Source organism: Oribacterium sinus (genome assembly GCF_014202695.1).
Classification (GTDB): Bacteria; Bacillota; Clostridia; order Lachnospirales; family Lachnospiraceae; genus Oribacterium; species Oribacterium sinus.
Genome location: NZ_JACHHH010000001.1, coordinates 379,787 through 404,195, shown reverse-complemented (window position 1 = coordinate 404,195; position 24,409 = coordinate 379,787). Strand labels below are relative to the sequence as shown.

Annotated in this window: 17 protein-coding genes and 1 pseudogene; 1 reads left to right on the top strand and 17 read right to left on the bottom strand. The window is 40.6% G+C overall.

The window, feature by feature from the left end:
- Positions 1–117 precede the first annotated feature (117 nt).
- A pseudogene (locus HNQ46_RS01685) lies at positions 118–537 on the top strand (IS110 family transposase); the annotation flags it as partial.
- On the opposite strand, the gene HNQ46_RS01680 reads toward HNQ46_RS01685, so the two are convergent.
- From HNQ46_RS01680 to HNQ46_RS01600, 17 genes are all read right to left on the bottom strand, one after another.
- Positions 531–1,046 carry a DNA cytosine methyltransferase gene (locus tag HNQ46_RS01680; RefSeq protein WP_330604491.1) on the bottom strand — a complete coding sequence of 172 codons (516 nt, stop codon included), beginning with the start codon at positions 1,044–1,046 and terminating at the stop codon, positions 531–533. The pseudogene HNQ46_RS01685 and the gene HNQ46_RS01680 sit on opposite strands and share 7 nt — an antisense overlap.
- 95 nt (positions 1,047–1,141) lie before the next feature.
- On the bottom strand, positions 1,142–1,312 hold the full coding sequence (locus tag HNQ46_RS01675) for a DNA cytosine methyltransferase (protein ID WP_183682127.1): 171 nt from the start codon (positions 1,310–1,312) through the stop codon (positions 1,142–1,144).
- 273 nt (positions 1,313–1,585) lie between these two features.
- Positions 1,586–2,800: a DNA (cytosine-5-)-methyltransferase gene (gene dcm / locus HNQ46_RS01670; RefSeq protein ID WP_183682125.1), complete on the bottom strand. Its 1,215-nt coding sequence runs from the start codon at positions 2,798–2,800 to the stop codon at positions 1,586–1,588.
- A 118-nt stretch (positions 2,801–2,918) separates the two neighbouring features.
- Positions 2,919–4,352 carry a Sau3AI family type II restriction endonuclease gene (locus HNQ46_RS01665; RefSeq protein WP_330604488.1) on the bottom strand — a complete coding sequence of 478 codons (1,434 nt, stop codon included), beginning with the start codon at positions 4,350–4,352 and terminating at the stop codon, positions 2,919–2,921.
- A 138-nt stretch (positions 4,353–4,490) separates the two neighbouring features.
- Entirely contained in the window at positions 4,491–5,303 is an 813-nt protein-coding gene (locus HNQ46_RS01660) for a hypothetical protein (protein ID WP_183682122.1), read from the bottom strand.
- The gene (locus HNQ46_RS01655) at positions 5,303–6,460 is read right to left on the bottom strand and encodes a DUF262 domain-containing protein (protein ID WP_183682119.1); all 1,158 of its coding nucleotides are present in this window, start codon (positions 6,458–6,460) and stop codon (positions 5,303–5,305) included. The genes HNQ46_RS01660 and HNQ46_RS01655 overlap by 1 nt, the downstream gene beginning before the upstream one ends.
- Positions 6,461–6,607: 147 nt before the next feature.
- A complete protein-coding gene (locus tag HNQ46_RS01650; RefSeq protein ID WP_183682116.1) occupies positions 6,608–7,957 on the bottom strand; it encodes a hypothetical protein in 1,350 nt (449 codons plus the stop codon).
- A gap of 231 nt (positions 7,958–8,188) precedes the next feature.
- Complete coding sequence (gene guaA, locus HNQ46_RS01645) at positions 8,189–9,730, bottom strand: glutamine-hydrolyzing GMP synthase (RefSeq protein ID WP_183682114.1); 1,542 nt, start codon at positions 9,728–9,730, stop codon at positions 8,189–8,191.
- A gap of 198 nt (positions 9,731–9,928) precedes the next feature.
- On the bottom strand, positions 9,929–13,621 hold the full coding sequence (gene addA, locus HNQ46_RS01640) for a helicase-exonuclease AddAB subunit AddA (protein ID WP_183682111.1): 3,693 nt from the start codon (positions 13,619–13,621) through the stop codon (positions 9,929–9,931).
- 82 nt (positions 13,622–13,703) lie between these two features.
- Complete coding sequence (locus tag HNQ46_RS01635; protein WP_183682107.1) at positions 13,704–17,192, bottom strand: PD-(D/E)XK nuclease family protein; 3,489 nt, start codon at positions 17,190–17,192, stop codon at positions 13,704–13,706.
- An 82-nt stretch (positions 17,193–17,274) separates the two neighbouring features.
- Positions 17,275–18,132 carry a nucleoside hydrolase gene (locus HNQ46_RS01630; protein WP_183682105.1) on the bottom strand — a complete coding sequence of 286 codons (858 nt, stop codon included), beginning with the start codon at positions 18,130–18,132 and terminating at the stop codon, positions 17,275–17,277.
- 1 nt (position 18,133) lies between these two features.
- Complete coding sequence (locus HNQ46_RS01625) at positions 18,134–19,273, bottom strand: ABC transporter ATP-binding protein (protein ID WP_183682102.1); 1,140 nt, start codon at positions 19,271–19,273, stop codon at positions 18,134–18,136.
- A gap of 149 nt (positions 19,274–19,422) precedes the next feature.
- A complete protein-coding gene (locus HNQ46_RS01620) occupies positions 19,423–20,238 on the bottom strand; it encodes an ABC transporter permease (protein WP_183682099.1) in 816 nt (271 codons plus the stop codon).
- A 155-nt stretch (positions 20,239–20,393) separates the two neighbouring features.
- Positions 20,394–21,224 carry an ABC transporter permease subunit gene (locus HNQ46_RS01615; RefSeq protein WP_183682096.1) on the bottom strand — a complete coding sequence of 277 codons (831 nt, stop codon included), beginning with the start codon at positions 21,222–21,224 and terminating at the stop codon, positions 20,394–20,396.
- A gap of 1 nt (position 21,225) precedes the next feature.
- Positions 21,226–22,524, bottom strand: a complete 1,299-nt coding sequence (locus tag HNQ46_RS01610; RefSeq protein ID WP_183682093.1) for an ABC transporter substrate-binding protein — start codon at positions 22,522–22,524, stop codon at positions 21,226–21,228.
- 189 nt (positions 22,525–22,713) lie between these two features.
- On the bottom strand, positions 22,714–23,451 hold the full coding sequence (locus HNQ46_RS01605; RefSeq protein ID WP_183682090.1) for a TVP38/TMEM64 family protein: 738 nt from the start codon (positions 23,449–23,451) through the stop codon (positions 22,714–22,716).
- Positions 23,451–24,251, bottom strand: coding sequence for a rhodanese-like domain-containing protein (locus tag HNQ46_RS01600; protein ID WP_183682088.1), 801 nt, complete (start codon positions 24,249–24,251; stop codon positions 23,451–23,453). Before HNQ46_RS01600 ends, HNQ46_RS01605 begins: the two co-directional genes overlap by 1 nt.
- Positions 24,252–24,409: the final 158 nt, after the last annotated feature.

The window sequence follows — 24,409 nt, the reverse complement described above, 5'->3', positions numbered from 1 at the left end:
TACATTGTTGATCAGTTAGATACCGCATGACGGTTTATGTAGAACGAGGATACAATCAGCAAAGAGCCCTGTGGATCGATAACAGCATCAAACACTTTTTACAGGAGGATTTACTAAATGATTTACATTGGAATTGATGTTGCTAAGGATAAGCATGACTGTTGTATCCTTGGCCCAGATACCGAAGAACTTTTCCAAGTCTTTACGATACGGAACAATCGCGATGGCTATGGAGAATAATTCCACAAGATTGAGTCTGTCTCAATGGATAAATCTCAGATAAAAATAGGACTAGAGGCTACCGGTCACTATTCCTACAACATCCTGGGATCACTTCTTGACCATGGCTACCACACCTTTGTCATCAATCCGTTACATACAAATCTTTACAGAAAAGGTCAAAGCCTTAGAAAGACGAAAACGGATAAAGTCGATTCCCGCTCCATTGCTGAAATGCTTGTGACTGATAAGACACTCGCGCCCTATACAGGTACATCCTACCACAGCGAGGAGCTGAAGTCATTAACTCGTTATCGTTCAAAATAATCATTCTTATTAAACCAATATTCAATAGTTAATTCATTAACTATATTGGCAGGACATTGCAATTTACTCTCTATATTAAATTCAGTTGTTATAGGCCATCTAATACTTTTAATTATATCTATGGTATATTTTGGGTCTATATTCCAATTGAAATTAGACTTCAATATATTTCTTGCAGTACCTTTATCATTTCTCAAAAGACTATATTTTATGCCAAACAAAATCACGCGTTCTCTTTCATATTCAACTCCATATTCTAAAGAATTCACAAGCCTGTCCACAAGCACATATCCTTTTCTTGAAAAAGCCCTCTTTAACTTGTTGTACTCTTCTTTGTGTTTCTTCGTGCTCCACAATCCCTTAACATTTTCAAAAACAAAAAATTCTGGATCATATAAAAAAATAATTCGTTTATAACTTTTAGTTAATTTCCCATTAATGCCGACTATACCTTTATTCTTTCCAGCAACTGAAAAGTCTGGACAAGGTGGTCCGCCAATAAAGCCAATTAGTTCATTTTTTTACTCGAACTTAAATATGAACTTAAATCCTTTTTTCCTTTACCTTTTAACAAGTTATTAATGTCACCACAATACTAACCATATTTAGGTTCTTTCAATTCCATATTCTTTCTTGCGAACTTATACACCTCCAAGAAAGATTTATTGTATTCATTTACAAAATCAATAGTTAATCCTTCTGTTTCAAATCCTAAATCTAAAAATCCAGCACCCGAAAAAAATGAGTATATTCCTATAGTTTTCACATTATATTCCTTTCAATGAGTCCGCATGGCTCCTTCACTCGGATTTAGTGGCTCTGAGTATCGGATTAAGCGGCTCTAAAACGCCGGAATAACCATCTGCATTCTAACAAAATAAATTTAAATGCTCTGTGTTATCTTGATATCTCGGTTTAAAAAGTGTGAAAAGTTTAGATACTTATTAAACTTTTCCATATGATCTGGAGATTTATAGGCTGACAGTAATTTATATTTCACTGACATTTTTCCGAGATATAAAGCCAATCACTTAAAATATTACTCTCCTTCAACAATAGAAGTGATATATCTTCCCATTCTGGTAATCATTGGTACAACAAGGGCATTTCCCATACAGAATCTTCTCATCCTATCTGGCATGCCAACTGTCCAATTATCATCAAATCCTTGAAGTCTCTCACACTCTATTGGCGTTAAGATACGGATTGTACCGGTCGCAGGATCTGCGACAATATGTGTGCTTCTATTTTTTGTTCCTTCGCTTGTAAGCATGGTTCTTCCGGGCTTATTGTAGTAATCCAGAAATGGTATTGCACCTTCCGAAAATGTATATGTATGTCCTTCTGCCGTTGTGCGCTCTTTCTTTTTAGCTCCTTTCATTTCAACCCAAGAAGGGAGATCTGAGCTACTTACAAAATAATCTTCGTTCTCACAAGCTTCAAGTATCTCTTTTAAGGTAATAGGACTTTCTTCCTTCTCTTTAACTTTAGCAGTAATAATACGTCCATTTCTCATGTAACCAGATGTTTCAAAACCAAACTGGAACTTATCAGAAACCTCTACAACATCCTCAAAAAGAACAGTCTCACTGACTTTTTCTACTGGAAACTCAATAGGAAAAGCTTCTGCCATAAGTCCATACTGATTAATAATATCCTCATAAGATATCTTTGCCATTTTCTTTCCATACTTCGTATCATTTTTATAGGCAAAGATAAATGTTCGTCTCCGTCTTTGAGGACCACCATAAAGCGCAGCATTTACAACACGCCACTCTACGGAATATCCAAGTTCATTGAAACACGCTAGGATAACGCCAAAGTCACGACCTCTTTGCTTTGCAGGAGATTTGATTAAGCGATCTACATTTTCCAAAAGAACAAATGGTGCATTTTTCGCAATAAGAGTATCACGAATCTGCCACCAAAGAACGCCTTTCTTTCCTTCCAATCCTTGTGAAGTAGAAAGACTATGTGCAACAGAATAATCTTGGCATGGGAATCCGCCTACCAATAATGTGTGGTCAGGTATTGCTTCCTTATTTACTTCTGAAATATCTATTCCGGTTGTATATTCTCTATTTAAATCTATTGCATCTCCAAAGTGATGAACATAGCATTCATGAGCCCATTGTGTTCTTGCTCCAGGTTCCCATTGAGAAAACCAAACAGTTTCCCACCCAGAATTTAATCTTTCCATTCCGAGGCGAAAACCGCCTACACCAGCAAATAGCTCAACTATTGATTTCTTCATTTTAAAAGCCCTCCAATTTCGCTTGTTAAGCAGACAGAACTTAAAGTTCTTTCTTTGGCAGACGCCAAACCTATTGTCCACTGTAATACTATATCATCTTAGATATAAGGTATGAGCCTTAATCTAAATGATTCTTTATAATTTTTAATATATATGAGTTATTAAGCCAAAAACATTGTTTTGGGTATTCATGTCCATCAGGTAATACATAAGTATCCTTTGAGTCTCTTGCATGAGGACGTACATGGCAAACTGCATTTTCTGTTTGCTTGGGAAATATACCCTTATAATTTCCATTTTCCTGCTTTAATTCAGAGGGAAGATGCAAAAGAGTATGTTTTGTCTTTTCCCATACTGACTTCACCTCTGAATCAAGAATGTCGTATGGCATATTCCAAAATTGTGCATGGTCCAAATTATAGCTTCCGTCTTCTTGTTCTTGGAAGACTACAAACAAAAATTTAGTTGAATAAAGAAGATTATAAAAATCAGAATCTTCCCATTCTTGATTTACAATATCCGAAAACTTGAAAGTTGGAAAAGATATATTTTCTTTAATCTTACCTTTCTTATTCATACGAAAAGTCTTCACCTTGATATTGGCCTTCACAAATTCTTCTGCATTATTGCTTTTGATATTAAGCATCCTGAATGAAAGCATAGCACCCAAATTTTTTGGTTCTTTATTCTTAAAAGTTATCTCAAACTCTTTGCATAAGAAATCCATAGATTTTCCTTTAAACTGATTAATTCGTTTGAGAATATAGTCTTCAATATCTCCAACTATCTTTCCGGAAATAATTGATTCATAAGCCGGTTTCTTATGGATTATATAATTATTTAAAACATAGGTCATATAAGAATTCTTATATGCAAATGCTCTAGGTTTAGCCGGAATATCACTATTAGGCTGTTTTCTTACTATTGACGAATCAGAGCTCTTTGTACAAGCCGAAAGATACATCGTATCTGACTCAGACAACTCATGAGCTTTCCCTGATTCGACCTTCTTTATTATCTTAAAATAATCGTTTTTTATTATTGCTAAGTCTTCTTTAGAAGGAGTAAACAAACGAACATAATCTATGCGGTAATTAAGACGATCTTTAATCTCTTTATTCCATAAATAATACACTAATAAAAGCCATTGGGATTTATACCAAAAATGGCTTTTATCAAAATCAATTTCATTGATAACTGAATTGTAATCAATCATCGTTAAAACTAATCGTTCTTTTGCAGCAATCGATTTATTCTTGTTTATCTTATATGGAGATACCTTTAATTCCACACCAGCTTCTTTGAAGTCAGGATTTGAATCACTGTTCGCTTTATAGTGAAAAAATCTCTCTTCAACCAGCTCTCCTAATCCGCCTTTTCGCTTCTTATTTTCATGGGAAATATTATAATCAGCCAGTGATTCATGAATTATCTCTGCGTCATCAATAACAGTCAAATCATAAAAGGTCTTTCCAACCATATTTTGACCGTACTCTTCTATGCTATATTTATCTGTTTTGTCGTAAGAATCATACTTTGAATATTCTCTCACTTTAAATTCTCATTTCAATATTAAAATTCATACCATTTTACTTACTTTATTTCTTCTTAACCTTCATAATACTTTTATTACAACTTTAAAAAAATATACCGTAAAATATTCGTACAACTTTTTTGCATCCATCATTATTCATTGATTTGTATTCAAGCAACTAATTACAGAGTTTACAAACATATCTACATCTCTATAAAAACCTTTATTCCCCCAAAAATAATATTTAGAATGTTCTGAATCAATTACAGGATTCATAGAATTTTTTTCTATTTTTCTATTATGGCTTACAAAACATCCCTCTTCTTCTACATAAATACAAATAATTTCTCCGCTAATTTTTTGACCGATTATTAAAAATTTTTCGCACTTATCATATACCTTGATACTGCTCGCAATATCCTCCATATTGAATTCTATATCATTTTCAATAAAATTAATTTTAAAGCTTTCAAATCCATTTTTTGATAGTTTTTCAGTAACTCTGACAAAAAAAGCTTTAGTTTCATAAAACAAAAAAACTGTTGATAGAGCCTCAAAAAACTGTTTAATATTTTGACGATCCGAACCTTTAATTTCAACTTTTTTTGTAAAATGTGCAGCGGCATTTCTATTTGCTTGAATAGTACCATCAAAAAGTGATTTAAGTCCTTTATTTGTTCTATCCTCTATATACTTTTCAGCTGAATCATCAAATTTCCATACAGCTTTAATCTGTGCAGCAGTATAAGATGAAGGAGTTTGAAACCACTTGTCAAGTACATTATCGTCGATATATGTATCCTTAAGCAAAAAACGAAGAGACCTCCATGCAACCCATGCATCTAATAGTATCCATCCATATGCTGATAGTGATGTTTGTAATGAAGTATTCTCTTCTCTAGGATTATAATTATATATGTCTTTTATCCTTAGTTCCAAATCATTTATATTTCTATCAAGTACGTGCATTAAAAATCACCTGCAAAATATTCAATCCCAGCTTTTATTCTCTCAAATGCAGAAGTCACTGAAGAAGTTCTCCTAGCTTGAAACAATCTAGAAAATTCTGGCTCACCTATAAACTCTTTCCATTTACTAATATACGCCTGTAAGGTACAAACATTAATTTCTTTATGTAATTTTAATTTTCGATATGTTAAACCTATCCACACAGCTTCTAGAAAGGTCTGTGTCGGTTTAGAAAATGGAGATATTGACTCTAAGGGCAAGTTATTCACAATATCAAAAGTAGCATCAAATACATCTTTTAATTGTTCCCACGAATAATATTTAACTCCCTGTTTTCTTTTTTTAGGTTTATCAAGCTCTCTATATGTATCAAAAAAATCATCTAACATTGATCTAGTAGAACTACCTGTAAAGTTTGGATATTGAAAATAGTAAGTCCAAAATTTAAGAATTAGTTCTTGAATTGGAGCAAAATTTTCGTTTGTCTTTTGATCTTTTGTCCTCAAAAATTTCCATTTATCAAATCTAGAGTCTTTCGATAATTCATATAATCTTTTTGCTAATTCTCCATATGAAACAGCCATACGTATTTCTTGTGCTCGTAATGTAATCCCTCCAGTATTAATCCTTTGAAAGGCAAGATACATTGCTGACTGACCATCATCCGGTGCTAACTGGCGCATTACAGTAATATTCATTAATGCATCGTCTAACCTATCTTTATCATCATCTTCAAGTTCACTGTAGGTTCTTCCTTTCCATCTTGGGTGAATATTTCCAGTTAACTTAAATTTTTTTCCAGCAAAGGTTTGCTCTACCACAAAATTATATAATGAACGTAATCTTTGCTGTCCATCAATAACTAAAAGTCTATTGTTTTCCGTATCATCATAAAAAAACATTGAAGGAACTGGTAAGCCACGCAGCATAGAATCTACAAATTCTGAAGCTTTTTTAATGTTCCATACATAAGCCCTTTGAAAATCAGGAATTACAAGCTTTTTCCCCCACCATTTCATGAGTGCAGACAAATTATATGTGTTGTAAAAAACCGCAATATCATAAGCCATTAATAAATTATTATCAATTTCTTCATCCGGATCATTCTGTAAATCTTCATCCATAAATTCCTCTTCAGTAAATAGCTTTTCTTTCATAAAATTCCCCTTTAATTTAATATTATGCACACTTAATAATATTATAAAGCAAATTAGCTAACTATACATTGACTTTAATTCTTCCTTTAATAACAAAAGGACATCCTTTTAGTCTCATTATGATGCTCATTGTGCAATATAGTATCATCACAGAAGATTTGGAAACTTAACATTTTCATCTTGCATAACTTTATTAATTTCTTGTTTATTATCATTTATAATGTTTTCAAATAATACTGAAGCAGAGTTACCATTTTGTACAGAATAATCATTACTTCTAGTTTTCATACTAATCTTAAGCTCTTTGATAGCACAATCAAGCTTTTCTAATAATTTTTTGTCAAATTTTATATGCTGAAATATACACCGTGCTTGTGCCGTATTATATAACCATTTTTGAAAACTTTTATACTGTTCATATGCGTCTACTTTAAATATCCAACTAAACAATACATCTAAAATCTTGTTAAAAACACCAATTTCTCTTAAATATTTTAGCTTGGATTCATCTAATCTATCTATCATAAAAATAGTATGCTCTGTCTCAAAAACAGAATAACATCGTTTTAAGATATCTTCTATATCAATAGATGATTCATCATAGCAAAGAATAAGCTCATACAGAATATCTAAAAAATATAGATGATTTTTTGGATATGTGTTAATTTCATTTAAAAAGTCATTTAAATTATGATAGAAAACACATCTTTGATATTGAATTATATTATTTAATATATCGCTTTTAAATGCATAAAGCTTTAGTATTAAATCCTCTCTATTAGCAATGTGCTTAATAAATCCTTCTTTAATTTTAGGATTTGGATAATTTAATATATAATTCCATATATCAATATTATAATCATCAAATAAATTAATATTATTATCTTTAAAATCTTTTTCAATATCACTAAAAAAAATATCTTCATCATTTAAATATAATACAGAAACATCATACAAAATTTTATTCAAATGTTCATAATTTTTATCTATCCTAAAGTCCCTAAAATAATTTATCATTTTTTTTCTAATGTAATCATGTCCACCTAAAACATAGAATTTTGACAAATTGTCTTTGAGATAATTCCAAAAGCACTCTACTGTAGATGCGTCAATTGTTTGAGTTTTAGCATGTACACAAGAATTTCTGATATTTTTCCAATAACTATAATCTGAAATCATACGATCGACATTAGTAAATTTGATGATACCACTCTTTTTGTTACTAACTTCTTGGTTTATCTTTTCTTCCCAATGATCTTCATTCTTTAGATCATCAATTATTTTATTCCATCTTGAATCATCAAAACTATGAAGTGAATTATTATCAAAAGTAATAATTCTATATTTTATTGTGAGTTTAAATGATAAATACGACATAATAAAAGCCGACTGATACGCTCCAACTTTATAGCAAATCACAGCCTCATTAAATAATTTTTTAGCAGCCTCATCAAATATTTTATTTTCATTTGCCCACTTTTCAATCAATAACTGCATATAACCCCCATTTCAAATTTTACATTTAATTATTAGTAAAATGATGTATAGAACCTAATTATGTCTTCACAACGTTATTAGCATTTACAATGAACATACTTTAGGCTTAGCAATTTTATTAATATTCTTAATAATATAGGATATTCCTTATCAGCCAACATGTAAAATTATAATATTTTGTAAAAAGCCAGTAGCATCATCATACTACTGGCTTTTTACTTTTATCATTAATTATTCCATCTCAATCGTTCCTGGTGGCTTGGATGTCAGATCATAGAACACCCTGTTCACTCCCTTGACCTCGTTCACGATTCGATTCATCACTCTCTGGAGTACGCTAAAGGGGATATCTGCGCATTCTGCGGTCATAAAATCATCGGTAATCACCGCACGGAGAGCCACTGCATAGTCATAGGTACGGAAGTCTCCCATAACGCCTACGGAGCGCATATTGGTGAGGGCGGCAAAGTACTGGCTGTAGGAACGGGAAAGTCCCGCCTTTTCAATTTCTTCACGGTAAATGAAGTCCGCATCCTGTACCATACGAACCTTCTCAGGCGTCACCTCTCCGATGATTCTTACCCCAAGTCCCGGTCCCGGGAAGGGCTGGCGATAAACCAGATGCTCCGGAAGGCCGAGCTCCAGTCCTACCTTACGCACCTCGTCCTTAAAGAGCAGGCGCAGCGGTTCTACGATTTCCTTAAAGGAAATGTTCTTGGGAAGGCCGCCTACATTGTGGTGGGACTTAATCACTGCACCCTTTCCCAGGCCGGATTCCACCACGTCAGCGTAAATGGTTCCCTGAGCAAGAAAGTCCACTGTTCCGATTTTATTTGCCTCACGCTCAAAGATACGGATAAACTGCTCTCCGATAATCTTTCTCTTCTTCTCCGGATCTTCAACCCCGGCTAATTTCTCAAAATACTCTTCTCCTGCATTTACACGAACAAAGTTTAACTCGAAATCTCCCTTTTCTCCGAAGATTTCCTCCACCTGATCTCCTTCATTTTTCCGAAGAAGGCCGTGATCCACGAACACGCAGTACAGCTGTTTTCCGATGGCTCTGGAAAGAAGCCCTGCTGCAACAGAGCTGTCTACACCGCCGGAAAGGGCTAAAAGCACCTTACCGGAACCGATTTTATTTTTCAAAAGGGAAACCTGCTCCTCCACGAAGGAAGCCATTTTCCAGTCTCCGGTACATTTGCATACGTCATAAAGAAAATGATGAATCATCTTCTGCCCTTCCACACTGTGCTGTACCTCCGGATGGAACTGCACCGCATAAATCTGTCTCTTGGCATCTTCCATTCCCGCAACAGGACAATGCTCGGTATGGGCGGTAATTGTAAAGCCCTCCGGCACCTTGGCAATATAGTCGGTGTGGGACATGAAAACAGTGGTCTCCTCCGAAACATCGGAGAAAAGCACCGAGGACTTCTCTACATGAGTTTCCGTCTTTCCATATTCACTGACAGGAGCAGTAGCCACCTCTCCTCCAAGCTCATAGGCAATCAGCTGTGCTCCATAGCAGAAACCGAAAATGGGGATGCCCAGTTCGAAAATTTCCTTCCCGATATGCTGGCTTTCCTCTTTGTACACGGACTGAGGTCCCCCGGTGAAGATGATTCCCTTGGGACTTAATTCTTTAATCTTCTCTATGCCAATGTCGGAACTGTAAACCTCTGCATAAACCCCTTCGTCTCTTACTCTCCGGGCAATCAACTGGTTGTACTGTCCACCAAAATCCAATACGAGAATCCGCTCATGATTCATTTTTCTTTCCCCTTTTCTTCAGTTCGTCCAACGGCAACAAGATAGATAAACCGCCTTTTTAAAAGGCTCACACAATTACTCATTATAGTGCCTAGGAAAAGACTTATGCAAGTCCTTCTTTGCCAAGCTTTATAAGTCTACTTTAACAAGCTTTTTTGCTCTGCTTCGGCAAGCTTTTTAAGTCCATCTTGGCTCTTCTTATAAGTCCACTTCCTCTCCCAAAGAGAAGGAATAAAGGACTCTTCGTTTTACTTTTTTCCCTAAAATCTGCTCCAAGGCTTCGCTATATAAATCGATTTGCTTTTGGTAGCGATTCCTTAGCTCTTCCCCGTCCTTTACCCGGTCGGTCTTATAGTCCACAAGGATAATGCCCTCTTCCTCCATAATAAAGGCATCGACGATACCCTGGAGGATTACCTTTTCAACATTATCCCCCCCATCCTCCGGAAATAGCTTCTCATACTTCACTTCCTGCATAAAATGCTGTTCCCGATAAAGGGTATTTTCCTTATAGGCCTTGGCAAAAAGCTGTCCTAAGGGAGAGTCCAGGAACTTCTTAAGCTTCTCTTGATTCAGTAAGCCATATTCCTCCGGAGAAAGAAATTCGGATAGCTGAGAAATATCTCTGGAGTAATCATAAAAGGCTAAGGCATGGTGATAGCTGTCACCTATTGCCGCTCCGATATTTTTTCCCTCTGCTTTCATTTTCTGAATTAGTGGGCTGTCTTGGTTCTCTTTAGTCTGCTGCTTTTCTTCAGCATTAGCATTAGCCTCATCCCACTCCGGTGCAACTGCCCTTCCTTCCTTTCCGCTTTCAGAAAGCGCCTCCCCATGCTCCTCCATGGCCTTCATTTTCAATAAAGAAACGGAGTATTTGGGGCTTCTATGGGTGCTTTTCTCAAAGGGATAAACATAGGAAAAATGCTCTTCCATAAGCTTTTCCGCCTCTGTCTTTTCCCGCCCTGTTCCCAAGAACTCGTAGAGCTTTTTCTCAAGGGAAATAGCTTCTCCCATGGCTTTTCCTTCATTTTCCTCTAAATCCTCTTTCGAGAGAAAACGAAGGGCGATTTCTTCGGTCTTGGTACTTTCAAAGAAGCTCCGGGAATAGGCCATTAAAATCCAGGCAAGATAAGAAGTCGCTCCTCGGATATCCTCCAGAGACAGCCGTTCTTGCACCGGGAATTTCTTCATTAAATCCTCTTCATTTTTGCAAACGCCGGTGAGAATCAGCTTTTCCTCTGCTCTGGTCATGGCAACATAAAGCACTCGAAGCTCTTCCCCAAGACTCTCCCGCTCCCCCTTTTCCTTAATGGCGATTTTGTGGAGAGAGGGATACTTTATTCTTGTTTCCAAATCCAAATAATCCGCGGCAAGCCCCAGCTCTGCATCCATCAGCATTTTCGCCTTGGAATCCATCTTGTTAAAGGTCTTATGGAGCTGGGAAAGGAAGACTACCTTAAACTGCAGTCCCTTGGAGTGGTGGATGGACATAATCCGAAGCAGGTCGTCCTTTTCCGAGAACACCGTTGCCTCTCCCTGATCCTGCTCCTGCTTTTTCACCTTTTCAATATAGCGGATAAAATGAAATAAGCCGCTGTAGCTTCCCTTTTCAAACTGCTTGGCATCCTCTAGGAGCTGGTCAAGATTCGCCTGCCGTTTCTCTCCTAAAGGTAGCGCCCGCACATAGTTATAGTAATCCGTCTCTTCATAAATCAAGGTCAGTAAGGAGTGGAGCCGCAGGGAACGGGATAGTCTACGGTAGCGTTCCAGTTTATTTTGGAAATCCTGCCATTTTTCTTCCAGTCCGGGGGACAATTCTTTTTCTGCCTGTAAGGATAGGTTTACCGCATTTTCCTTGGTTTTATCATAGGGCTTTTCGTATAGGCAACCCTTCGCCAGCACAATCTGCCCCAGCTCTTCATCCGTAAAGGAAAATAAGGGGGAGCGTAGTACTGCGGCCATGGGGATATCCTGTCTTGGATTGTCAATGATGGCAAGGAAGGATAGAACCGTCTCCACCTCTACCGCAGAATAATAGCCGGTTTTTAGCTCCGCATAGGCAGGGATGCCTTCCTTTCCGAAGATATCCACCATTTCTCTGGAAACGCTATGGGGAGAACGAAGGAGGATCACCATGTCCTTATAGGCATAGCCCTTTTGCAAAAGCTCCCGAACCTTGGCTGCAATCATCTTACATTCCAGCTCTAACTTACTGAGGGATTTTCCGGAGGCGCTGTTGGAGGTGCTGTTGCCGTCCTCTTCTGAAGAGTTGTTTTGATTAGCCTTGCTTTTCTCCTCTTTAGTGCCAGCTCCATCATCTCCGTCTCCTTCTTCATCACTAGAACCAGTTTTTTCCAACTCTAAGAGAAGCAGTTCCGTCTGATCTCGTCTCTGCTTGCCTGTAATAGAATCCTCTTCCTGCCTTGCTTCTTCTGTTCTTACCTTTCCCAGGAATAGACTGTTCTCCAGGTCATACTCGATTCCTCCGAAGTCCTTTTTCATAATCTTGAAAAATAGGGTATTTACCGCGGAAAGCACTCCTTCATCGGAACGGAAGTTCTTCCGAAGGAAAATCTTGGGATAGCTTTCATCATGGTATTTTTCCAGGAATAGCTCCGGCCTTGCCATTCGGAAGCGATATATACTTTGCTTTACATCTCCCACCTGAAAGACATTGGGCTTTCCAAAGCGCTCCTGAGAAAGGGCACGAACAATATATTCCTGCACAAGGTTTGAGTCCTGATACTCATCCACCAGGATTTCCCGATAGGATTTGGCCAGCTCATCCGCCAAGGCACTATAGTGACCATCCTGATACAAAAGCTTTAACGCAAAATGCTCCAAGTCCGAAAAGTCCAGCACCGCCCTTTCTTCCTTTTCCTTTTGATAGCGCTCTAAAAAGAGAAGGCAAAGCCGCACAAGCTCCAGGATGCGCTTCTGTCCCTTTTCCTCCACTTCCTCTTCCAGCTCTTTCGGAAGCAGTCTATAGTTTTCCTGCCAAGCTTTCAGCGTCTTCTTTCCTCTTTCCCGAAGGGACTTTACCAGCTCCTTTCCCTCTGCCTTAGTGCTTTTCAGCCTTCCAAAGGAAAGATTTTCCAGTCCCCTTACCAAGTCTTCCAGATTATCCGTATGTGCAAGGGCAAGGCACTGCTCCTTTTCTTCTAAAATTCGCTCTTCATACTCTATAGGGCCGTTGGGCTCCCGACATAGGTCTAGGGCCTCTTCATAGAGAAGAGAAAGATTTTCCAGTCTGCTCTTCATATCAATGTAAAGGTCCTTTTCCCATTTTTCCCTGCGAGAAATGGCATCTTCCTCTAAAAGTCCCTGCAAATAGGCCTTGGGAAAGGGCATGGCACTGGCCAGGTTATAAAGCTTTAGAATCAGCTCCTCTATGCCCTTGTCCTTCTTTCCCATGGAGAACTGATCCACAAAGGCCAGAAAGGACTCTTCCTTCCTTTCGTACTCCTCTTCCAAAAGCTCTTCCAAGATATCCGATTGGAGTAGGGACATTTCCCCGGTATCCCCAATCCGAAAATGGGCGTCTATGGAAAGACCTGCATAATTTTCCTCGATCAGTCGCTTACAAAAGGCGTGGATGGTACTGATATTTGCGGTAGGAAGCAGGGCAATTTCCCGAAGAATCCGCTTATCATAGCCCTTTTGCAAATGCTCTTCCAAGCGTTTTTTGATTCTTTCCTTCATTTCTTCCGCCGCAGCCTCGGTAAAGGTCATCAAAACCAAAGAGGAAAGGGAAGCATTTTCCTCTAAAATCAGGGACAGCACGTGTTCCACCAGCACTGCCGTCTTTCCGGAACCTGCCGCCGCAGAAACCAGCAGATTTCCTTCTCTATGGGCGATTACCGCCTTTTGCTCTTCCGTCCACAATGCCATTTTACTGCCCTTTCTTTTGATACTTTCACCGGCAACACCATCTTACTGCCTTTTTTCCGATACTTCCCATCTCAATGCTATCTTACGACTCTTTCTTTCGATACTTCTCTATCCACTCGTCCCAAATCGCCTCTTCCTCGCCTTTTTCCAGGCTTCTATAGGAAAATCCGGGAAGATTCGGGTCAAAGCCGCAGATGCTGTGATAAGGACAATAGGTGCAGGCCGTCTTATCCATGGCCTCCCGGATAGGAGAAATGGCCTTTTCTCCCTCCAGGATTCTCTTACAGTCCTCTTCCACCCTCTCCCGCACATAGGAAAGCATGGCCAGAATCTTTTCTTCCTTGGCAACAGAGCCCTTTTCCTCAATAGAGCCGTTTTTCTCCTTTACCGGAAGCAAAAGGCTGTCTCCCTTTAGCTCCCTGTCCATACGGAAAATGATGTTCTTATCCCCGTTGATTAAGCCCTTCGGTCTGGAAGCCTTCAGCTTCTCCTGAAAAAGCTCTTCCTCAGTCTGCCCCTTAAAGCTTAGGTTTGGGTTATCCATAGTGAAATAGAAGAGTCCTGCAGGGTGAAGCTTATAGTCCGGATGTCTTTTTTTCTCTTCTTCCAGCAAGATGGAAAGGTAGAGGGGCAGCTGAATCTGTAGTCCCGCCTTTAAAAGATCCAAGGAAAAATCCGTATTTCCACTCTTATAGTCCAAAACCTTCAGGTAATAATTCTTCTCCTCATCCAGGTAGCTGTCCACCCGGTCCACCCTTCCCCGGAAGGACAGGCTATCGCTATCATAGTTAAAATCCCGCTCCAAAGCTTCCACCTGAAAATCTCCGCCGGAAAGCTGCCGCTCCAGCGCCCAAAGGATGGTTTTTGCATTTTCCTTAAACTTATGGAGAAAATATTGGTTCCGTCCCCCCTCTAAGAAAGGAGCAAATTCCGGATCCTGCTCACTTTCCGCTATGGCATGATTCAGATATTCCTGAAAATGCTCGGAAAGCACCTCTCCCTTCAGCTTTTCTTCCTTTACCTTCTTAAAAAAGCTTTCCACCAGCTTATGGTAAAGATTTCCCAAATCAAAAGCCTGAATCTCCGCCTCTTTTCTTTCCTGCAAATGTAAGCCGTAGCGAAGGAAATGGAAAAAGGCACAACGATTTAACCCTTCCAGTCGGCTTACGGAGCCTCTGATTTTTTCTCCGTAAAGCTCCTTGGACAGTTCTTTGCTTAGGGGCAAATGTCGATTCTCCCAAAAGACTGCATCCAAAAGTTTTTCCAAATCCTTTTTGTACTCTTCCTTTTGCCAGAGGCTATGAAGAAGCTGAAAGGATTCCAACTGAAAATAAGGAAGAACTTCTTCCTCCGAACGGAACAGGGCTTCCTTTTTGCAAAGTTTCGGTAATTCCTTAGAAAGGCTGGCCTTTGCCTGGGAAAAGCTCTGCATTTCCTGTATTTCCCTGTCCAGCTTTCGTATCTTAAGCTTGGGAAAGAGCCGCAATACTTCTTGTAAAATAGGAGAAATTCCTCCTCTTCCCTTTGGTATTCTTAAAGGGTAGGAAAGATACAGCTCTTCCTTGGGGCTTAGGAAGGCGTGATAAAGGTAAAACTCCTGAATATAGCTTTCCTCCCAGGCCAAGGGAGACAGGGTGCAATGCTCCTGCCGTAAAAAGCTCTTTTCTTCCTCGGTAAAGAGGGACTTCTTCTTTGGGGGCAGGGGAATCAGCCCTGCATTTAAGCCTAGGAACAAAAAGGCCTTGGGATTATGGAAACGGGAGCGGGTTAAGTCTCCCACCAGTACTTGATCGTTTGTTGCAGGAATCTGCCGTAGCTTCTCTAAGGAAAGAGCCATATCAAAAAAGGCGGAAAATTCTTTTTTGTTTACCGGAATTCCTCCCAATCCCTCCTTCATTTTGGAAAGAAGAAGCTGAATCTGGCTTACGCTTCGCTCTAAGCTTTGGGACAGGGAGTCCATACCCTCATTTTTAAGAAATATAGCTTCCTCTTCCAGCTGAAACAGCGCCATAAGCCTTTCCGTAAAGCTTTCCAAACTTTCAATTCTTTCTTTAAGGCTATGGCTTCCTTCATTTTCCTCTAAGAGGCTGAAGAGAGCGTCCGCTTCTAGTAGGCTTTCTTCTTGAAAAAGGCTTCTAAAGGCAGATTTCCCTTTAAGGCCCTTGGCTCTTGCTTCATTTTCCAAGGCATCAATCCTGTCCTCTTCCTCCATGTCCCGGTAGGGAAAGGCCCGAAGATAACGAAAGAAGGAGTCATAAAGCAGGCCCTTCTCCATCACCTCTAAGGCGGAGCGAAGAACCTTACTGAAGGGAGAGTCGAAGAGTTTAATGTCCTCCTCCAAAAAGAGGGGAATAGCAAATTTTCTTCCCTGCTGAAAAAAGGCATCCCTATACAGTTCCACATCCGGAAGCACCACCCCGATCTCCTGATAGCGATAGCCCCTTTCCTCTACCAAATAGCGGATATGGCTACAGGCCTCCTCCACCTCTTTAGAAATATTGGTGGCTTCGATGATGGAAATGCCATGGGGGACGGAAGGGTAGACACCACCGGTATAGGGCTTACTCTTATCCATACTTTCCGTCTTCGGGCTTTGCTCTTCTTTCGTCTCCGGTTCTTGATTTTCTCCTTGTAAAAATCCCTCTACTAGGGTCTGTAAGGCAGGAATTTTTTCAAATCTGGGAAGTAGGGCACCCTCAGGCCTCGCTTCCCCTGTTCTACTGTCTATTTCATTTAGGGAAAGGGGAGAAAGAATTTCCACCCCCAGCTTCTCCCCTCTTTGATAAAGCTCTTTTATCGCTTCTTCTGTAAGATAAAAAAGGGATTCCCGCTTTTTCCCGTTTCCAAGGGCAGAGATATTTTTCCCGGAAAACTCCAGGGAAAAATACAGCTCTCCCGCCCTTTCCATTAAAACCTCTATGCAAAGAAGCTGGATGGGGGTAAAGCCGGTAAAGCCGTCAAAAATCAGGATGCTGTCCTTTAAAGTATTGTCCTTCCACAGGGCGGAAATTCCCTGATCCGCTAAGCCTTCCTCTGTGATTCTGCCGGTCTTGGAAAGGTAGAGCAGGAATTCTTCATAAATATAGGCCAGATCCAAAAACTTGGCTCTTGTTATGGACCTTTTGGATTTTTCCGCGCATTTTCGTAATTCCTCCGGGCTTACCTTGTACTGCATACATTCGGAGATCTGGGACTTACATTCCTCCACAAAAGAAAGACTTTCCGCCTCCCTTTGGTAATAGCTTAGCTGCTTTTTCTTCTTGCCCAAAATCAGGCGAAGAATCATCATTTTCCCCATCTCATCTAAGGAAAGGGGGCTCTTTTGATTGGTATTCTCAAAGGCACGGTAATAAAGCCTTTGGAAGCTAAGAACGTCCACATTCAAGATACCCTTTCCCTGATTTTCGCTGTGGGATACGATTCTTTTTTGCATGGCAAGGGTATCCTGCTCCGGAACAAGATAATAAATCTGCCTATGATAATCCTTCCCGGCCTCCTGTAAAGCCTTTCGAATCAAATATTCCGTTTTTCCGGAACCGCCGGCTCCCAGGATGATTTGCAGCTTGGACATCAAAGCCTCCTTATTGTAGTGCTTTAAAACTAATGCTTTTTATTTTGCTTTTTTGTATATTTAGCTTCCTTCAAATCTATGTTCAGGAAAGGCCTTCAAACATTCTTTCCACAAAGTCTTTGCTATCCTTTAATTTGGGCAAATGAATCTGATTCCCCTCTCCTTCATTTCCCTCTATTAAATAGCCCTCCTTAATATCCGACTCCAAAAGACGAATCCAATGCAGGGAGTCTTCGAAAAGCTCCGGATAAAAATAATACAAAAGAGTAGTCATATCCCAGTTGTAAAAGCCGGGAATGCCGTAGACTCTATCATTATAATGCATCCAGTCCTTTGCCTTCCCTAAAATATACTGCCCTAAGGAAGATTTTTCCAGCCTTCTCTCACATTCCTCATAGGAAAGGAGGAAGGCCAGGCAGGCATTTCCGGTGAGGGTATGAAGGTTCTTGCCGTTCTTTAGCACAAGCTCCGTAGCCTTATAGTCAATGGAGAAGTTTAACTCCTTCATTTCTTTCTTGGCAAAAATCAGGGGCTCTGTAATCCCTCCCATAAAGTAAATGCTATTCACATAGGAGAAAAACTCTCTGTCCAGCATATAGGCCCCTGCAATATTGGTGGTGGAGCCGGTAACCAATATATCCACCTCTCCCGGATAACGCTTTACCGTTTCTAAGATTTTTTGGGAGGCTTCATTTTCCCACTGTCCTGGCGCATCCGCCCCGTACCAAAGGGGAATCTCCTCCCTTCCTCTCTCCTTTAGCATCTTCTTCGTGTTTTCATAGACCACAGCGGTTTTATTGTTTCCAAAGGAAGAGGATAGCCCAAGAAGTTCTATATCCTTTCGTCCTAAAAGATAGAGAAGGCAAAGGCCGTCATCAATATCACAGTCCGGAATTCCCATGGTGTTGTCACAGTCAAAAAGAAGCTTTCTTTTTTCCATCCTACTTTCCCTCCTTATTGAAAAACAAAATCTTTTCTTCCCCTTCTTTAAAGCTAAGCTTGGGGAAGCCCTTTTCCGGAAGCTCCTCTCCCCTTTCGATTAGGCAGCTAAGGACTTGACCGGCAGAGTTCTTATAGAAGGCACGGAAAAACTCCCCTAAGTATTCTTTTTCAATAAGCTTAAAGGGGCTTAATGCTTCTGTTGCTACACTTACTTCCTCCACTTCATGAAGACTTTCTCCCTGCTTTTCTGTGTTCTTCCTTTCCGCTATCTGCCTTTCTGCTATCTGCCTTTCCCCTATTTCTTCTGTAAAGCTAAGCTGTCTTTCCCGAAAAAAGAAGCTGTAGTTTCCCTCTTCTTTCTCTACCGGAAAGGAAAAGTAGGGACAGGAAAATACGCCCTTTTCCACTCTTCCCAAAATACTGTTTCCCTTTCCCATAAATCTTGCCACATATTCACTCACCGGAGCATAGTAGAGTTTTTCTCCCTCATCCACTTGGAGAATCTCCCCACCCTTCATAAGGGCTATACGGTGGGCAAGTCTTAGGGCCTCCTCCTGGTCATGGGTAACCAAGACCACGGTTAAATTCTCTTTCCTCTGAAGCTCTAAGAGAAAGTCTCCCATCTCTCTCCGAAGATTAGGGTCTAGGGCGGAAAAGGGCTCATCCAAAAATAAGAGTTTTTCATTCATGGCCAGGGCTCTGGCAATGGCTACTCTTTGCATTTGCCCTCCGGAAAGACTATCAATCCGTCTTTCCGAATAGCTTTCCAGCTGCACAAGCTTTAGAAGCTCCTCCACTCTTTGCTTTCGCTCTGCTTTAGGAACTTTCTGTAATTCCAGAGAAAAACCGACATTTTCCCCTACGTTCAAATGGGGGAAAAGCCTTAAATCCTGAAAGACCACGGAAATTCCCCGCTTATGACTGGGAAGATTTTGAATCTCCTTTCCCTGAAAGAAGATTTTTCCTTTGGCTAGGGGATATAAGCCAAGCATTGCCTTTAGAAGACTGCTTTTTCCACAACCGCTTTCCCCAAGGAGCGCCAATATTTCTCCGGAACGAACCTCCAGGGAAATGTCCTTTAAAATCTTTTTCTTCTCCAGCTCCAGCTCTAAGTTTTCACAAGATAAACAAATTTCCACCCTTAACTCCTTTTACAAAATGCTCTGTACGCCCTCTTCTTACAAAGCTTAACCTTGTCTTTACACTAGTCCAAGCCCCCACTGTTCCAACTTCGCTCTATTCTAACTTCGCTCTGTTCTAACTTCGCTCTGTTAAGACATCACTTTTTTTAGCCTCTTTCCCTCTGTATGCCCTTCTCTAAAAAGTCCAAGAGGAAAAATAAAAGAAAGCTGCTAGATAGAAAAATCAGACCGTAAGCACTGGCCAGATTCCTTTCTCCGCTTTGAATATAGGGAACCATAATCAGGCTTAAACTTTTCACCTTTCCCCCGCCTAAAATCAAGGTCAAAATATACTGGCTCATGGAAAGGATATAGGACATCATAAAGGCCGGAAAAATATAGGGATAAAGTAAGGGCAGACTTACTTTCCAAAAAAGTCGTCCTCCCACGGCTCCCATAACCTTAGCCTGTTCTTCATAGAGCTTCATTTTTCTACTCATTCCCTCCTGCAAAAAACTGACCGCATAGGGCAAGGCATAAAGGACATGGGCCAGAAACACGGTAAGAAATGGATTAAAAATCTTTATTTTCAAAAATAGGATCTGAGCCCCCATGGCAAAAACCGTTGCGGGAATCATAATGGGGAAATTCACCAAAAAAGCAACGAGCCCCTTTCCCTTAAGCCCCTCTTCATTTTGGTACTTGGCTGTACAAAAAGCCACCAGTACTGTACAGAGGGAAACCAATAAGGAAAAAACCATACTGAAAAGCGTATCCTGAAAAAGAGCCTTTCTTTGAAAAAGAATGCTTTTAAAGCTTCGAAGGGAAAAGCTTGTGGGGAATAGCTCCGGCCAGGCATAGCGTTCCGTAAAGCTGAACAGCAACAAAAAGAAAAGAGGCAGAACTAAGCTTAGGAAAAAAAGATTCCGAAAGAGTAGGTAAAAAATACCGCCAGCCCTTCCTTTATATTTTATAGGATTCATGCTATGCCTTCCTTTCTTTTGACTTTATACAGTTCATGCTGTCTCCTTACTGTGAGTCTTTTTAAATTCATCCCACTCTCCATCCTTTGAGCCTTTTTAAATTCATCCCACTCTCCATCCTCTGAGCTTATTAAATTTATAGCTCGCCCCATTCTTTAGCTCTTCTTTTTCGGTAGGAATTTAAAGTAAAAGTAGCTTAAGAACAGAGAAAACAAGAGAATAATCCCGTTATAGGCCAAAGCCACCGGCCGCTGTAAAAAGCCTCTTTGTAGCTCCTGGTAGGATAAAACCGATAAAGCCTTGGGACTGGTAGCTCCTAATAGATAGGGAAGATCAAAGGCTCCGAAGGAGAAGGAGAAAATGATGAAAAAGGCCGCTAAGTACTGCCGTATGGATAGGGGCAGGGTGATTTTCCAAAAGGCTTGAAAGGGAGTTGCTCCAAGGCATCTTGCCGCCTCTCCCGCCTTTTCATCCACTTGATACGCTAGAGGCAGGGAGAAAAATAGGACAAAGGGCAGTTCCTTCCATAGATAGGAAAGGATAATGCCTATGCCTTTCTCATCATACACCAAAGCCGGAAAGTCTGTTTGGGAAGAAATCCAAGAAAAGGAATAGAAAAGCCTTGCCAAAAATCCGTTGGAAGACAGTAAAAACAAGAAGAATAAAGCCACTAGGCTATGGGGCATCATAATGGCAATTCTAAAAAAGCCTTCCAATCTTTTCCATTTTTCCCCCATTTGCAAAAGAAAGAAGGAAAAGAGAATCGCCAGTGCCAAAGAGAGAAAGGAGGAAAATAAGGATAAACGGAGAGTATAGAAAATAGAGGGGACAGTATCCCCTCTACCCATGATTTCCTGATAATGCTCTAAGCTTAATCCATTTTCCCCTAAAAAGCTTTTGATAAATCCATAGGAAATGCCCAAAAGGAAGATCGTGGACAAAAGCAACTGGGGTAGAATCCACAAATAGGAAATCTTCTTTTTCATCTTATTTTCCGGCCACTTCTTCCTGCCAGATTTCCTCAATGATAGGAACCAGACCGGCAGGCATTTCCGGTAAACGCTTCTCCAAAAGAACGCTCTGCTCTAAAACACCCTCTCCCAGGTCTACTTTGGCAAAGGCATCCTGTACTTCCTTGGAAAGCTTACTGTTATCCAATACAGGAATGGTCTTTAAAGTCTCATAACGGTTTAACTGCACATCCTCGGAAAGCATGGCATTGATGGCAACCTGGGCTGCCGCATTGTGCTTTGCATTCTTGGAAATGGCAATGTAGTTGGTATTTCCGATGGTTCCCTTATCCCATATAAAGGTCTGCATTTTGTTGGAGAAAGATCCGTCTGCAATGCTGTTGGATACAAGGTAGGCAGAGTAAGTCATACCCATAATCAGCTCTCCGTCAGCCACCATATTTCTCATGGTAGGCTCCTTCTCCGGATAGGTCTTTCCTTCTTTCCAAAGGTAGGGATTTAACTCCTTTAAGTATTCCATAGCAGGCTTTACCAGCTCTCTTACCGCTTCCTTATCTTCCTTTACGGTTTGGAACTGTTCTACCCCTACGATATCGTAAATTACGTTTCTGACAAAGGCGGAACCGGTGAAATCCGGAAGGGCAGGATACGTAATCTGTCCCGGATGCTCCTTGGCATAAGCCAAGAGCTCTTCGGTATTCTTCGGGAAATCTCCCTTGCTCTTATCTCCGTAGAAAACCATCTGGGCCTTTCCATAAGGAGCTTCATAGCCCTCGATAGGATAAGCAAAGTCCTTGTTGGTCTCCGGATCCTCCTGACTTACCAAGTTGTTAAAGTTAGGAAGATTCTGTGTAAAGGGACCATAGAGGAAATCACTTTCCTTTGCGGTTTTAAAGTTCTCTCCGTTAATCCAAATCATGTCGATGTCAGACTCTTTGGCTCCCGCTTCCTTCTCTGCGGAAAGCTGGGCTAAAATATCCTCGATTCCCATGGGAACACGATTCAAAGTAATATCATAGTTTTTCTTTAAATACTCTGCATAGTAGCCGTCTAACCACTGATTCAGGCGGTCATCTCCGCCCCAGCCGTAGAAATTCACGGTCTGTCCCTTGGCTTCCGCTACCAGTGCATCAAAGTCAGCGGAACCTTCCGCCTTTGCTTCCTCTGTAGCCTTATCTTCCGCTACAGAGCTTTCTGCATTTGTTCCTGCTGCATTTGCTCCTGCCACGCTTGTCTCAGTTGCCGCCTTCTGACCGCCGCAGGCAAGAAGCGCCATACTCATGGACAGCGCCAATGCTAAAAATCTTTTTTTCATAGCTTTCTCCTTTTTCTCCTTACTATTCCAATGGCTTTATGGCAAAATGCTTTTTCCATTTTTCTATACTGCTATTCTCATCCATCCTCTACTCCGGTCGCCTTACATAGAAGCATTCTTTATGGACTGTTCTTTATAGACTGTTCTTTATGGACTGTTCTTTATGGACTATTCTTTATGGACTGTTCTTTATGGCGTTTCCTCTGTCTTTACAGTCTCTCCTTTTGCCTGTTCTTTCTTTTTAGAACGCTCCTCATAAAGCTGTTTTCCAAGGGCAATCATAAAGCCAAGAGCAAACAAAATCAAAAGTCCTGTAACCAGCCACTTGGCTCCTCCGGTTAAAAATCCTCCTACATAGGAATAAACCAATGTTGCCGGAGTCTGCCCAAGACCTGTTGCAATAAAAAAGCCCCAGAAGGACATTCCGCTCAGTCCTGCCGCATAACTCACAATGTCAAAGGAGACAAAGGGCAGAAGTCTTGCAATCAGAATACTTTGCTTACCATGCCGTTTAAAAAAGGCATCAATATGGTTCAAGGCACCCTTGGAGCTAAGCTTCTCCACGAACTCTCTTCCGAAGGCTCTGGCAATAAAAAAGCTTAAAGCTGCTCCTGTCATAGCGCTGGACCAGGAAAGTAAGGCCCCCTTCCAAAAGCCGAAAAGAGCAGCATTGGCAAAGGTAATCAAAAAGGCAGGCAGTGGTGCAATGATGGACTGTAATACCATCAAAAGGAAGGAAATTACCGCTGCATAGGCCCCATAGGAAGCCACAAATTCCTTTAGCTTTTGAAAGTCTCCCGTGGCAAAAACACGGAAGACTTCCTGCATAAAGCTTTGAAATGGGCTATAAAGAAAATAAGCCCCTATAAGAACAAGTCCAAGGACTATGATGAAAATTCTTTCTTTCAGAAAGGATTTTTTCTCCATTACTTGTCTCCCTTAGAAAAATCATAGGTGATTTCCTTGGTTCCGTCCAAGCAGTTCCAAACATTGGTGTAACCCTTGCTTGCGATATACTCGGCAGCCTTTGCGGAACGGTTTCCGGAATAGCAATGGGTAATAATTAAGGCATTCTTATCATCCGGAAGAATAGCATCAATAGTCTTTGTATCTTCAGGATTTACATTTACAGCGGTAGCAAAATGCTCCTTTTCGAAATCCTTGGCTTCTCTTGCATCTACCACCAAAGCATCCTTGGCCTTCTCCATAAGCTCAGCCCCTCTGATATTTCCAAAGGTGGTTAAGTCGTAGGAATGCTTCTTCACGCCCTCTGCGTTATAAACCTTGGTAAAACCGTCATTCACCAGAATTTCCGCAGCTTCTCCGGACATCTTTCCGGAATTGCAGTACAGAACAACGTCCTTATCCTTCCAATCTTTAATCTTTGATACTTCATCCTTAAAGGTATCGAGAGGCATGTTGAGGGCAAATTTGATATGCCCCTTGGCATAGTCTTCCGCACTGCGAACATCAATCACAAGATACTTTTCCTTCTCCTCCTTGTCCGCTACGATTTTAGCCAGGGCATCCCCCTTCATCTCCTTAACTTCAGCCTTCTCTGTAGCAGCAGCTGTTGTTTCCCCGGCAGCCTTGCTCTCTCCTGCCGCTTCACTTCCCGCTACTGTAGTTTCCTGCTTTGCGGCAGTCTCCGTCTTGCTTCCCTGTCCGCAAGCGGAAAGAGAAAGGGCAAATAACACTACGCCTAATCCAAATAAGTTCTTCTTCATTACTTTGCCTCCTCAAAATGAGTAATTGTCTGTGATTCCCGGTGTTTTCCTATCTTTTCTTATTTTTGCACAAAAAATAAAGTACTATGCTCCGGTAAACAGAGCTTGCTCCGGTATTTTTCATAAAAAACAGTGAAAATGGAAAGCCGCTCGGGGAT

What these genes read in the sequence shown, in the direction of transcription:
- dcm (WP_183682125.1), bottom strand. Translation starts at nt 2,800, where the DNA reads ATGAAGAAATCAATAGTTGAGCTATTTGCTGGTGTAGGCGGTTTTCGC.
- HNQ46_RS01660 (WP_183682122.1), bottom strand. Translation starts at nt 5,303, where the DNA reads ATGCACGTACTTGATAGAAATATAAATGATTTGGAACTAAGGATAAAA.
- HNQ46_RS01655 (WP_183682119.1), bottom strand. Translation starts at nt 6,460, where the DNA reads ATGAAAGAAAAGCTATTTACTGAAGAGGAATTTATGGATGAAGATTTA.
- HNQ46_RS01650 (WP_183682116.1), bottom strand. Translation starts at nt 7,957, where the DNA reads ATGCAGTTATTGATTGAAAAGTGGGCAAATGAAAATAAAATATTTGAT.
- guaA (WP_183682114.1), bottom strand. Translation starts at nt 9,730, where the DNA reads ATGAATCATGAGCGGATTCTCGTATTGGATTTTGGTGGACAGTACAAC.
- addA (WP_183682111.1), bottom strand. Translation starts at nt 13,621, where the DNA reads ATGGCATTGTGGACGGAAGAGCAAAAGGCGGTAATCGCCCATAGAGAA.
- HNQ46_RS01635 (WP_183682107.1), bottom strand. Translation starts at nt 17,192, where the DNA reads ATGTCCAAGCTGCAAATCATCCTGGGAGCCGGCGGTTCCGGAAAAACG.
- HNQ46_RS01630 (WP_183682105.1), bottom strand. Translation starts at nt 18,132, where the DNA reads ATGGAAAAAAGAAAGCTTCTTTTTGACTGTGACAACACCATGGGAATT.
- HNQ46_RS01620 (WP_183682099.1), bottom strand. Translation starts at nt 20,238, where the DNA reads ATGAATCCTATAAAATATAAAGGAAGGGCTGGCGGTATTTTTTACCTA.
- HNQ46_RS01615 (WP_183682096.1), bottom strand. Translation starts at nt 21,224, where the DNA reads ATGAAAAAGAAGATTTCCTATTTGTGGATTCTACCCCAGTTGCTTTTG.
- HNQ46_RS01610 (WP_183682093.1), bottom strand. Translation starts at nt 22,524, where the DNA reads ATGAAAAAAAGATTTTTAGCATTGGCGCTGTCCATGAGTATGGCGCTT.
- HNQ46_RS01605 (WP_183682090.1), bottom strand. Translation starts at nt 23,451, where the DNA reads ATGGAGAAAAAATCCTTTCTGAAAGAAAGAATTTTCATCATAGTCCTT.
- HNQ46_RS01600 (WP_183682088.1), bottom strand. Translation starts at nt 24,251, where the DNA reads ATGAAGAAGAACTTATTTGGATTAGGCGTAGTGTTATTTGCCCTTTCT.